Source organism: Kluyvera sp. Awk 3 (assembly GCF_028069715.1).
Taxonomy (GTDB): domain Bacteria; phylum Pseudomonadota; class Gammaproteobacteria; order Enterobacterales; family Enterobacteriaceae; genus Kluyvera; species Kluyvera georgiana_A.
Genome location: NZ_JANEWH010000040.1, coordinates 25,251 through 37,248 on the forward strand (window position 1 = coordinate 25,251; position 11,998 = coordinate 37,248).

Consider the following 11,998-nt stretch of genomic DNA (forward strand, 5'->3'; position numbering starts at 1 on the left):
CATATTCCGATGACAGAAATCCTGTCAGCCGCGTTTTACCGCCAACAGCCACTTGTCCAGCTCTGCGGCGAACTGCTGGCGATCGCGCTGGGAAAGCGCGTTGGGGCCGCCGGTTTGAATACCGCTGGAACGCATTGTGTCCATAAAATCACGCAGCGTCAGACGTTCACGGATTGTGGCGTCGCTGTAGCGTTCACCACGTGGGTTCAGCGCCGCCCCGCCCTTTTCCAGCACTTCAGCGGCCAGCGGAATATCGGCGGTAATCACCAGATCGCCCGGTTGGCACAGGCGCACAATTTCATTGTCGGCAACGTCAAACCCCTTTGGCACCACCATCGCGCGGATGAAGCGCGACGGCGGCACGCGCAGATACTGGTTTGCCACCAGCACAAGCTCAATCTGTGTACGGTCTGCGGCGCGGTAAAGCACCTCTTTAATCACGTTCGGACACGCGTCGGCGTCCACCCAAATCGTCATACTCACTCCGCTTAACGCTGGCTGTTAAAGGGCGATTATACGGTAAGCGCGTCTTCGGACGTAATAATGTGCAACCAGCGTCACAAAATTACGTTACCCATCGCCGGGAATGGCCTATAACAGTACACTACAAAAAAACAGACAGAGGGAGAGACATGATGGAGAAGAAAATTGGCTTCATTGGCTGCGGTAATATGGGAAAGGCCATTCTGGGCGGCCTGATTGCCAGCGGGCAGGTACTTCCTGGGCAGATTTGGGTTTATACCCCTTCCCCGGATAAAGTCGCCGCGCTGCGCGATGAGTTCGGCATTAACGCGGCGCAAAGCCCGCAAGAAGTGGCGCAGGTGGCAGATATCGTCTTTGGCGCCGTGAAGCCGGGCATTATGGTGAAGGTACTGAGCGACATCGCTTCCAGCCTGAACAAAGATTCACTGGTGGTCTCCATTGCCGCCGGGATTACCCTCGATCAGCTGGCGCGCGCGCTGGGTCACGATCGTAAAATCGTCCGTGCCATGCCGAATACGCCGTCACTGGTTAACGCAGGGATGACGTCGGTCACGCCAAACGCGCTGGTCACCCCGGAAGATATCGCCGATGTGTTGAATATTTTCCGCTGCTTCGGGGCCGCGGAAGAAATTGCCGAACCTATGATCCACCCGGTGGTGGGCGTTAGCGGCTCTGCGCCAGCCTATGTATTTATGTTTATCGAAGCGATGGCGGATGCCGCTGTGCTGGGCGGTATGCCGCGCGCCCAGGCCTATAAATTCGCCGCGCAGGCGGTTATGGGCTCCGCGAAGATGGTGCTGGAAACCGGTAAACATCCGGGTGAACTGAAAGATATGGTGTGCTCGCCTGGCGGTACCACGATTGAAGCTGTGCGCGTGCTGGAAGAAAAAGGCTTCCGCTCGGCGGTCATCGAAGCGATGGCAAAATGCATGGAAAAATCGGACAAGATGAGCAAGTCCTGATGGCGCTGGCCCGGCACACGCTGCCGGGCCAGGCTAGCTTGCCATAAGAAGTGAATTTACTTTTTCTTCAAACAAGTACTCATAAAGGTTTTACGCTCGTCGCCCGTCAGGGTCTTCTGAGCGGCCTGCGCGTTACAATCCTTCATCTTTTGCTGCTGCGGCGTTAACGTTTTGCCGTCTGCGGTCGCCCCTTCCCCTTTCAGACAGCTGCTCATATAGGTTTTGCGCTCATCCCCCTTCAGGGTTTTAGCCGTCGCCTGCTGATTGCAGCTACTCATCCGCTGTTGCTGCGGCGTCAGGGTCTTCTCCGGCGCGGCTGCCGTCGTCGCCGCAGACACGGCGCTGGCCGCAAACACGCCACACAGTAGGGTAATCAGTAATGTTGTTTTCATTGCACCATCCTTTTGTGAGTAGAACTCTGTAAGTCTGGTCGCTGACAGGAATTTTACCAGGCCGGCAGCGAATTATATGCCGCCGGTCTGGTCGGGAGATTACAGCCCCAGCGCGGCTTTCATGGTGTAGTAGAGGTCAGTCTGGTCGGTCAGGCCCACTACGTTAGCGGCATGCGGGCCGTAGGCAGCGATACGCAGCTGGGTGCCAGTATGCTCCATTGACTCCTCTTCCGAGTTACCGTAGCTCATCACCATCACTGACCCATCTTTGGTGTTCAACGCCTGCGTCAGGCCCGGCGCTTTGGTTTCCGGTGGAATAATCTGGCTGGCGTGCGCGTGGTCAGCGGTGACGATCACCAGGGTATTGCCGTCTTTTTTCGCAAATTCCAGCGCTTTTTGTACCGCTTCATCCAGATCGACCGTTTCGCCAATCTGGCCGCACGGATTCGCCGCGTGATCCTGTTTATCGATCGACGCCCCTTCAACCTGCAGGAAGAAGCCTTTTTCGTTGGTGCTCAACAGGGAGATGGCTTTGTCGGTCATCTGCGCCAGAGTCGGCACGCTGGCATCACGTTTCGGGTTCGGCGTACAGGTCACCGCTGGCTTATCCAGGTTGCCATGATAAGAGGCCTTCGGCCCTTCCCAACGAACCGGCATATTGCCGTCAGAGAACAGCCCCAGCAACGGCTTGTCCTGGTTAGCCTGAGTAATCGCCGCCAGCGTGGTGGCGTTATCCACTAACTGATAGCCGCGCGCCTGTGCCTGCTCACGCAGGGTTTTACCCTGCCATTCACCCGCTGTCGCAGTTTCGGCGAAGGTTTTTGCGCCGCCGCCCAGCGTCACGTCTGCGCGGGCATTCAGCAGCTGTTCGGTAATGGACCCTTTACCGCCTTTTTCCAGCGCGTTGGTTGGGCATTTTTCGCTGGTCACGCTCGGGCCGTAACACTTACGCGAAGTGACATGAGAAATCTGCGCCGCAGGGGTCGCATCCTGCAATTCGGCGGTAGACACGTTACCGGTCGCCAGGCCGGCCGCTTTCGCCAGCTCAAGAATCGTCTGGTGATCTTTTTCATGGATATCGACGCCCAGCGCGCCGTTATAGGTTTTCACGCCGGTACTCCAGGCGGTGGCCGACGCAGCGGAGTCAGTCACGTAGTCCGGCTTACCGGTCTTTTTGTTCAGCGCATAATGGGTGTACTGGCCGGTTAACGGCAGCGCGTCAATACCTTTAAAATAACCGCCCGCGCCTTCCGCGTAGTTACGCGCGGCGGTAATTTCAGAGTCGCCCATCCCATCGCCAATCAGCAAAATAACGTTTTTGGCCTGTTTATTATTTAAGGAGGCGCGAATCGCGTCGGTTTGATCGGCAGATAAACGGCGAGCACCGCCTGGCTGGGTGATGTCCCCTTGCGCGGCGCGGTTATCGAGAACAGCTGTAGAGGTCTCCGCGTGAACGGTAGGCAGACCCAGCAGAGGTAATAATGCGGCAACGATAGCACGGTATTTCACGTTAGTTTCTCCATGTATAAATACTTAAAAAAAGAAAACATGGAGACTGTAAGAAAAGAGCGTGACAGTTTAATGACAGCGTGAAATAAGCAAAGACCTACTATTTTTCGGGGGCTAGAAATAACCGTTTAACATGGTTATATAATAATTCGCGATGATGATCGGAAGCATCTTCCGGCGGTGTAAGCTTATTCAACGTGGCGGCAATGTGGCTTTCCAGATCGGACTCAGGCTGCTGTTTCATATGCAGTAGCAGCGTAGTCACCACCACTTCCAGCGCATCAACCTGAATACGTAGCGCGTTTGCTTCATCTTCCTTTTCGGCTAGTTTTACCAGCAATTCAGCAATGAAATTTTTCATCGCGCGTTTTCCTTATGGATAGCGATGGGCTGGATGCAGGCCCTGAAAAAATAAATAGACCGTTAAAACATACGGTTCCATTCCCCTTTGGCAAGCAGGAATAGAATTACAATATCCAGACAATTCTGCAAGTGAAACCCGCAAAAACATAATCCTCATGAATATCATGGAATTAGTTTCATTTTTCGCCAGCGAAACGTTTCTCTCGCATAATAATGCAGGGCCATCGAACAAAGTTGAATAACAGTGGAATGAATCGATGGAAATAACGTTGTGCCGCTATTTCCATCGTTACCGTGATATTACTGGCGAACCGGCTGGGTACGGCGGAGCATTACCGCCAGTTGCCATAGGTTAATCAGCACAATCACCGCGGTGGCGATAAATACCCAGCGGAATCCGGCCATTGCGGAAATGGATGCGCCAATCAGCGGCCCCGCCACATTACCCAGATACATAAACGACTGGTTATAGCCGAATATACGCCCGGTTACGCGCTCGCTAATATATTTGAGCAACAGCGTTTGTACCGCCGGCAGCATCGCGCCATCGGCGAAGCCAAGAATAAAACGGAGAATGCCAAGCTGAAGCGGGGTGGTCACAAACGACATGGCAAAGAACAGCACCACGGCAAAGACCAGCGTGCCCAGCAAAATGCGGGCGGTGCCAATACGGTCCCCGAGCTTGCCCAGCCTTGGCGCGGAAATCAGCGCCGATACGCCGGGCACAGCGGCAATCATGCCGCTTAAGAAGGCAATGTTAGTGCTATCCGGCGACATCGATTTAATAAACAGCGCCAGAATTGGGCTAATCGAGCCGTTACACAGCTGAATCACCATCGTCGTAACAAACAGGCTGATCACCAGCCCGGGATACGGCAGTGAGGCAAATACCGCCTTACCGCTCAGCTTCTCGCCTTTTTCCAGCACCGGGCGGGAGCCCTCTTTGATTAAAAACAGCGTCACCAGGAAGCTCACCATCAGCAGGAATGCGGTGATAAAGAACACCATTCGCAGCCCTACATGGTCAGCCAGAAAACCACCGAGCAGCGGCCCGCCGATCACGCCGGTGATCTGCGCCGTCGAGAGGGTGCTGAGCGCCCAACCGCTGCGCTCGCGAGGAACCTGCGAGGCCACAAGGGCCATTGCGTTAGGAATATAGCCGGACGTTAAGCCCATAATGGCGCGCAGGAAAAAGAGCTGCCAGACGTTGGTGGCGAAGGCCTGCAGGAGAATCGCCACCGCCATCCCAAGCGATGCGCGCAGCAGCATTAACTTGCGGCCTTTACGGTCCGCGAGGCTTCCCCACATTGGCGAAACGATCGCCGAAACCAGAAAGGTGACGCTGAAGGTCAAGCCTGACCACATGGACAGCGATTCGTGCGAGGTGACGCCAAGCTGCGCCACATAGAGCGGTAAAAAAGGCAAAATCTGGCTAATCGCTAGCCCGGTGAAAAAACAGCCGAACCAGACGGAAATAAGGTTAACCTTCCAGGATTCCATAACGACGCGTTTGACTTCAATTGACGGGAACAAGTTGTCAGGTTAGCAACTCGCTTCTCTCGCCGTATTGTCAGAGATGCTCAATCGATAACTTCAGGATTTTATCAGTCAACAAACGCATTTTTGTGATACATATCACGATGAAAATGCAGAACATTAGTGACTTATGCTTAGCACCTGAAGATGATTTGCGCGGAACGATATGGAAAAGGCAGATAGCCCGCATCGCCCGTGGTATGTTATGTGCTTTGCGTTTTGGAATGGATGGATTGAGAGAATGGCAAAGTTGCGGGTTGGGATTGTTTTTGGCGGCAAATCGGCGGAGCACGAAGTCTCCCTACAGTCCGCGAAGAATATTGTTGAAGCGATTGATAAAACGCGGTTTGACGTGGTGCTGTTAGGCATCGATAAACAGGGGCAGTGGCACATCAGCGATGCGCAGAACTATCTGCTCAACGCTCAGGACCCCGCCCGTATCGCGCTGCGCCCTTCTACGACGACGCTGGCCCATATTCCAGGCCGCGAACGCCAGCAGATGATCGACGCCGAAAGCGGCCAACCGCTGGATGCCATTGATGTGATTTTCCCCATTGTGCACGGCACGCTGGGGGAAGATGGTTCCCTTCAGGGGATGCTACGTATGGCAAACCTGCCGTTTGTCGGCTCCGACGTTCTGGGCTCAGCCGCCTGCATGGATAAAGACGTCACCAAGCGTCTGCTGCGCGATGCCGGGCTGTCTATTGCGCCGTTTGTTACCCTGACGCGCCGCAACCGCGACAATTTCACCTTCGACGAGATCAAAGCGAAGCTGGGTCTGCCGCTGTTCGTTAAGCCTGCGAATCAGGGCTCTTCGGTTGGCGTCAGCAAGGTCAACGATGCGGAGCAGTATGCGAAAGCCGTGGCGTTAGCCTTCGAATTCGACCATAAAGTCGTGGTGGAACAAGGTATTAAAGGCCGTGAAATTGAGTGCGCGGTGCTGGGCAATGACGACCCGCAGGCCAGCACCTGCGGTGAGATCGTGCTGAACAGCGAGTTCTACGCGTACGATACCAAGTACATTGACGATAATGGCGCGAAGGTGGTGGTTCCTGCAGCGATTCCCGCCGAAGTGAACGATAAAATCCGCCATGTCGCGATTGAGGCTTATCAAACGTTAGGCTGTAGCGGTATGGCGCGCGTGGATGTGTTCCTGACTGCCGATAATGACGTGGTGATTAACGAAATCAACACCTTGCCTGGTTTCACCAACATCAGCATGTACCCGAAACTGTGGCAGGCCAGCGGCCTGGACTACACATCATTGATTACCCGCTTGATCGAGCTCGCGCTGGAACGCCATCAGGCCGATAAAGCGCTGAAAACATCAATGAACGATTAAGACGTGTTTGCGGGGCACGGCAACGCGCCCCGATACATCGTGACCTTTTACTCTTCTCTGCGACGAATAATCAACCCCGCCAGCCAGAAGCTAATCACCCACGTTACCAGCCCCACGGCATAGGTTTGCCAGCCCTTCGCTTCAAAACCCAGCAGGCCAACAATTCCGTTAAGAATAAAGATAAGACCAATCGCAAATGCGTAGTAGTGCCAGTCGCGGCGGATTTTTACAGGCAGGTTCATAGCGGCTCCATCACAAAGAAAACAGGATGCCATAAACCCGCGACAACGTCTGTGGTGTGAACGGCAGTTAGCGAATGTTAATGGGATTTAACCTCAAGCTGAAGCGGGAAATGCGTAAATCGGACAGCAAAACCAGGAATATTCTGGCTCAAAATTTACCATAAATCCGATATTGACAATTCCTATCTACTGCCACACTCCCCCCAGTAACACGCAATCATCCGTCTTCACGTGATCCTGGAGGTCCCAATGACAGATTTTACCTTGTCAAAACTCATGTTCAGTGGGAAGAAAAAGGCGTCCTCCGCGTCAGGCAACCTCGCGTACGCGCTTTTCGTCCTGCTGTGCTTTTCAGTTGGTGCGCAACTGCTATCGCTGGTGTTGCACGCTCCAGGTATCTATGAGCACCTGATGCAGATTCAGGACAGCGGCCGTCCGCGCGTGGAAATTGGCCTCGGCGTGAGTACGCTGTTTGGCCTGGTGCCCTTCCTCGCAGGCTGCGCCATCCTTGGCGTGGTTTCCCTGGTGCGCCGCCTGCGTCATCACGATTAATTCAGCGCCATGCATTTGGCCCGGCGCTCATCAACCCGTTTAGCAAACCACGCCGTGGTTAACTGACGGGTTATTTTCGGGCTCTCCAGCTGAATCCCCGGCAGCATCTCGCGGGCCAGCGGTTTACCCGCTTTTTGCTCGGCAATTTTATACACCCCTTTGTACAACGCGGTGCTTTCAAACGCCTGGCTATCGCCTTTTTGTAGCTGACGGTGAATTTCAGCGTTGCTCAGCGACAGCTTGTCCGCCAGTTTCCTGACCGCTTTCTCCGTGCTGCCCGGCTCATCGCTGCCGTAAAGAATAACGTCGCCATCCAGCGCCAGTTTCACGCCGGTGGCTTTACTGACCGCATTCTGGAAAGCCGCATTACGGCTGGCGTACCAACCGGCATTAAAGTCGGCGTAGCGATAAACAGGCGCCGTGTAGCTCGCCGGGTAGTTAAGCAGATGGTAGGTGCCGAACCACAGACCGCCGCGCAGCGAGAACACCTCCTGGCGTACGGTACCCTCCATCTTCCACGGATAGTTATCCTGATGCTGTTCGGCAAAGGCGATGCTGACCTGCATCGGCCCACCGGTGTGGACCGGGTTAAGCGAGCCAAACAGCTTCTGCCCCATCGGCACCATGCCGATAAAGTCGTCGAATATCGCACTCAGCTGTTTTTCGGTTTTCACGTTATCCAGCCGTTCGCTGTAGCTTTTACCGTTGGGCGAGTTGATTTTCAGCGCGGTGTGCACCAGGAAAACCGGGATATGCATCTTCTCCGCCCGGCGGTCGATCTCCTGCCAGGCGATTTTGCTCAGATTAGGTACCGACGGGTCGGACTGATAGTTCGACTCCTGTTGCGCGACCGCCAGCACCGAACAGATATTCTCTTCCGTCGGCGCCAGCTTCTGGCTCTCGAAAGTCTTCGCCAGCGCCTGCGCCCAGGCGTCTCTGTCCTTCACGCTGGCGGGCATTTTTTGCCGCACCACGCTTGCCACATCGACCGGTTTTTCGCCCTCTTTCAGCTGCGGTGCCTGCTGGCTGGTACAGGCGCTTAACAGCGCGGCGGCCAGCAGGGTCAGGGCAAACGAACGGTAACGCGTTGTGGCTATCGCCATGGGCTATCCTTATCAAAAATAAACGGTTTTCTTAACTTTGCGGCTGAACGATTTCATCCGGCAGATCTTTGTTATCCAGCTCTCGTTCGAAGCTGCGCAGACGTTTGTAGATAGACATCAGTTCCACCAGCGTGGTCCAGGAGCTGATCAGATACTGGAACGAACTACGAACTTGATCGAATACGTTGCTGATCTGCGTCATCAGACCGAGCGTAATCGTACCGGCTACAATCGACGGAAACAGCAGGAACAGACCGAAAACGGTATCTGCCTGTATATACACGATGCGTGCAATATTAAAATAGGTGTAATGGAAATAGAGTTTAAAGTAGTTATGGCGCACGGCATCAAACAGCTCGCGTACCGTTGGTGGTGTAGCGCGATTAGGATCATCCTCGCCGTACACCAATTCCTTACGATATGCCGCTTCCACCCGTTGATTCTTAAAATTTAACCCCGGTAGTTTGATACCAACTATCGCCAGTAAACCGGTACCGAGCAACGACCAGATAATGGCGGCAATCACCAGACCATAGGGTACATACCCAACAATCGGCAGTTCACGTACATGTGGGGAAAGTGCGACCAGTACCGGCAGAAAAGCAATCAGTTTCATGATCGCGTTCAGCAGGCTAACACCCATATCCTCAAGCGTAGAGGCAAAACGCATGGTATCTTCCTGCACACGTTGAGCCGCCCCCTCGATATGACGCAGGTGCTGCCAGTGCGCGATGTAGTATTCGTTCATCGCGGTACGCCAGCGAAAGATATAGTGGCTAATGAAAAAGTTACTCAATACGCCAATGACTACCGCAATAAAGGCGATACCTAAAAAGATTCCAATTTCCTGATAAAACTGGCCAATTGCGACCTTATGCGGCGCGGAGAGCGCTTTTTGAATCAGATCGTAAAACGGCGCATACCAGGCGTTCACTGCCACGCTCACTTCTACCTGAAACCAGGTGACAAAAATAATCAGCGCCGTACCCAGAATCGACCAGTACTGCCAGCGGTGCGGGCTGCGGATAAACCAGTAGCCGGCAAATAGCCCGACGCACACCAGATAGTAGGCATAAAACACCAGGTAGTTCAGCGACCAGAAACGCGCCGCGCTAATCGGCACATCATTGCTCGCGCCGGTCAGGCGCAGCAGCCAGCTACCGCCGCCCACCTGCCAGAAAATCACCGCGACCATTGCCCAAATAAACGCCGAGAGAAAAAAGGGACCCGGCTTAGGGAAAAAAGACTTAAACATCGTACTCTCCTGCTAACTTCTTATGATTCTGCGTTGTGCTGTGACAACAGAATACCGCCACGGATCGTTTTTACCGTAAAGAGGTATTAGGCAATGTAACTGTGCAATCAGACCGAAAAATACCGCCAGAGTTCGCAGGCGGTCCACGTCTCTATCATACGCGTCGGATCACAAAAGCGCGTATCCACATCGCGGAATAATCATCGCGTTTACGCTCGGTTACGTTTTTCCCGCTATCATACCGTTTAATGGCGCTGTGCCTGATGCCGATTCGATGTATTTTTAGTATAAATACGCATTACTCTCCCATTTCAATTCATGGATGCTTCCGTTGAAACGTAGTCTGCTTTTTTCTGCCGCGCTGTGCGTGGCGTCATTGACCTCGGTGCAGGCAGCTCAGCCACAGCCGATTACCGCGCCCGCGTTTGCGTCCGATATTGTTGACCGATACGCTAACCATATCTTTTACGGGAGTGGCGCGACCGGCATGGCCCTGGTGGTGATCGACGGCAACCAGCGCGTGTTCCGCAGCTTTGGCGAAACCCGTCCGGGCAACAACGTGCATCCGCAGCTTGACTCGGTGATTCGTATCGCCTCGCTGACGAAGCTGATGACCAGCGAAATGCTGGTGAAACTGCTCGACCAGGGCGTGGTGAAGCTCGACGACCCGCTGAGTAAATATGCACCGTCGGGCGCGAGCGTCCCGAGCTACAACGGCACGCCAATTCGCTTAGTGAACCTGGCAACGCATACCAGCTCTCTGCCGCGCGAGCAGCCGGGCGGAGCGGCGCATCGTCCGGTCTTCGTCTGGCCGACTCAGTCGCAGCGCTGGAGCTATCTGTCAACGGCAAAACTGCACGCCGCGCCGGGCTCGCAGGCCAGCTACTCTAACCTGGCCTTCGACCTGCTGGCCGACGCGCTGGGCAACGCCGCGCACAAACCCTATCCACAGCTGTTTGAAGAGCAGATCGCGCGCCCGCTGGGCATGAAGGACACCACGTTTACGCCGTCGCCGGACCAGTGTGGCCGCCTGATGGTGGCGGAAAAAGGGGCCAGCCCGTGTAATAACACGCTGGCGGCCATGGGCAGCGGTGGCGTGTACTCTACGCCGGGCGATATGATGCGCTGGATGCAGCAGTATCTGTCATCCGATTTCTACCACCGCAGCAGCCAGGCCGACCGGATGCAGACGCTGGTCTACAAGCGTAGCCAGTTAACCCGCGTGATTGGCATGGACGTGCCGGGCCGCGCCGACGCACTGGGCCTCGGCTGGGTGTACATGGCGCCGAAAGATGGTCGCCCTGGCATTATCCAGAAAACCGGCGGCGGTGGCGGCTTTATCACCTATATGGCGATGATTCCGCAGTCTAACGTCGGCGCTTTCGTGGTGGTGACCCGCTCGCCGTTAACCCGCTTCGTCAATATGAGCGACGGTATTAATGAATTAGTGACCGAGCTCAGCGGTAATAAAGCCAACGTTATCCCCGCCTCTTAATATTCCGAAGGCAAACGCGTAATACCGACGAGTTTGCCTTTTTCCATCTGGATATAATCGCCCTGGCGCAGCGCGGCTAATACCTCGGCTATCACCGAACGCGATATTCGCGTACGTTGCTGAATATAATTCAGCACACCAATACGTGCGCGAATATTATCGTCCCAGTTGCGCATCATTAATAATGTGGCGCGAATCTGATGATAATGGTTAGCGCCAATTAACTGCTTATCGCGTTGTTCCAGCAAACGCGTCTGCCAGGCCATCCAGTAAAACGCTTCTCGCCAGAGCTGATAGCGGTCAAGGCATTGTAGGGTCTCTTTTGCCGGGAGGTAGTACCCCCGGCATTCGGCTTCGGCTGTGAGCGAATAACGGTTATGAATGGGGCTGGCCGCCGCGGCAAGACCAAAAATCGACGGTCCCTGAACCAGGCCAAAGAGAACGTTGTGCTCTTCGCGGCGTAGGGAAACCGCCCCTTTTTGTACCACGATGGTCATCTCCCCCAGGGTGCTGTCAACTGGCAGCACACTCTGCCCTGGTTGCAGATTAAAGTTCACGCCACGTGGCGCCAGATGCTTATCGAGCGCGATAAATTCGGCGTGTGGTTTACTGAGATAAGGCATGCGATGCAATCCGTGCAAATATCCCCCTCTTCGTGATGGGGATAATGTCCTAAGATATACAGAATAGTTCCGGTTCTGTATGCGCCAGGTCCGAAAAAGAACCTGATGAACATAATAAAAAACTTTCCCGCTGAGTAAAGT

General features: G+C 54.5%; 13 protein-coding genes. 4 read left to right on the top strand and 9 right to left on the bottom strand.

The window, feature by feature from the left end; genetic code table 11:
* Positions 1 to 24: 24 nt before the first annotated feature.
* The gene (locus NNN71_RS10645; RefSeq protein WP_271458457.1) at positions 25 to 477 is read right to left on the bottom strand and encodes a YaiI/YqxD family protein; all 453 of its coding nucleotides are present in this window, start codon (positions 475 to 477) and stop codon (positions 25 to 27) included.
* Between the two features lie 158 nt (positions 478 to 635).
* Between NNN71_RS10645 and proC the strand changes: the two genes are divergently transcribed.
* Entirely contained in the window at positions 636 to 1,445 is an 810-nt protein-coding gene (proC, locus tag NNN71_RS10650; protein ID WP_064547835.1) for a pyrroline-5-carboxylate reductase, read from the top strand.
* Between the two features lie 56 nt (positions 1,446 to 1,501).
* Here proC and NNN71_RS10655 read toward each other — a convergent pair whose 3' ends face one another.
* From NNN71_RS10655 to NNN71_RS10670, 4 genes are all read right to left on the bottom strand, one after another.
* Positions 1,502 to 1,837: a PsiF family protein gene (locus tag NNN71_RS10655; protein ID WP_271458458.1), complete on the bottom strand. Its 336-nt coding sequence runs from the start codon at positions 1,835 to 1,837 to the stop codon at positions 1,502 to 1,504.
* 99 nt (positions 1,838 to 1,936) lie between these two features.
* A complete protein-coding gene (phoA, locus tag NNN71_RS10660; RefSeq protein WP_163445883.1) occupies positions 1,937 to 3,346 on the bottom strand; it encodes an alkaline phosphatase in 1,410 nt (469 codons plus the stop codon).
* Positions 3,347 to 3,446: 100 nt separating this feature from the next.
* Positions 3,447 to 3,707 (bottom strand): sigma-S stabilization anti-adapter protein IraP, encoded by a 261-nt coding sequence (locus NNN71_RS10665; protein WP_163445882.1) that lies wholly within the window; start codon positions 3,705 to 3,707, stop codon positions 3,447 to 3,449.
* 302 nt (positions 3,708 to 4,009) lie between these two features.
* The gene (locus NNN71_RS10670; protein ID WP_163445881.1) at positions 4,010 to 5,209 is read right to left on the bottom strand and encodes a multidrug efflux MFS transporter; all 1,200 of its coding nucleotides are present in this window, start codon (positions 5,207 to 5,209) and stop codon (positions 4,010 to 4,012) included.
* A 277-nt stretch (positions 5,210 to 5,486) separates the two neighbouring features.
* On the opposite strand from NNN71_RS10670, the gene ddlA reads away from it, so the two are divergent.
* Entirely contained in the window at positions 5,487 to 6,587 is a 1,101-nt protein-coding gene (ddlA, locus tag NNN71_RS10675; RefSeq protein WP_163445880.1) for a D-alanine--D-alanine ligase, read from the top strand.
* Positions 6,588 to 6,634: 47 nt separating this feature from the next.
* Here the strand turns inward: ddlA and NNN71_RS10680 are convergent, their stop codons facing one another.
* Positions 6,635 to 6,829: a DUF2754 family protein gene (locus NNN71_RS10680; protein ID WP_065357860.1), complete on the bottom strand. Its 195-nt coding sequence runs from the start codon at positions 6,827 to 6,829 to the stop codon at positions 6,635 to 6,637.
* 249 nt (positions 6,830 to 7,078) lie between these two features.
* On the opposite strand from NNN71_RS10680, the gene NNN71_RS10685 reads away from it, so the two are divergent.
* Positions 7,079 to 7,381 (top strand): DUF2755 family protein, encoded by a 303-nt coding sequence (locus tag NNN71_RS10685; RefSeq protein WP_064547813.1) that lies wholly within the window; start codon positions 7,079 to 7,081, stop codon positions 7,379 to 7,381.
* Here the strand turns inward: NNN71_RS10685 and NNN71_RS10690 are convergent.
* Positions 7,378 to 8,484 (bottom strand): DUF1615 domain-containing protein, encoded by a 1,107-nt coding sequence (locus NNN71_RS10690; protein ID WP_271458459.1) that lies wholly within the window; start codon positions 8,482 to 8,484, stop codon positions 7,378 to 7,380. The genes NNN71_RS10685 and NNN71_RS10690 overlap by 4 nt on opposite strands.
* 31 nt (positions 8,485 to 8,515) lie before the next feature.
* Positions 8,516 to 9,739, bottom strand: a complete 1,224-nt coding sequence (sbmA, locus tag NNN71_RS10695) for a peptide antibiotic transporter SbmA (protein ID WP_271458460.1) — start codon at positions 9,737 to 9,739, stop codon at positions 8,516 to 8,518.
* A gap of 331 nt (positions 9,740 to 10,070) precedes the next feature.
* On the opposite strand from sbmA, the gene ampH reads away from it, so the two are divergent.
* Positions 10,071 to 11,234, top strand: a complete 1,164-nt coding sequence (ampH, locus tag NNN71_RS10700; protein ID WP_167576547.1) for a D-alanyl-D-alanine-carboxypeptidase/endopeptidase AmpH — start codon at positions 10,071 to 10,073, stop codon at positions 11,232 to 11,234.
* On the opposite strand, the gene NNN71_RS10705 is transcribed toward ampH, so the two are convergent.
* Positions 11,231 to 11,857, bottom strand: coding sequence for a helix-turn-helix domain-containing protein (locus NNN71_RS10705; protein WP_271458461.1), 627 nt, complete (start codon positions 11,855 to 11,857; stop codon positions 11,231 to 11,233). The two genes, ampH and NNN71_RS10705, sit on opposite strands and share 4 nt — an antisense overlap.
* Between the last annotated feature and the right edge of the window lie 141 nt (positions 11,858 to 11,998).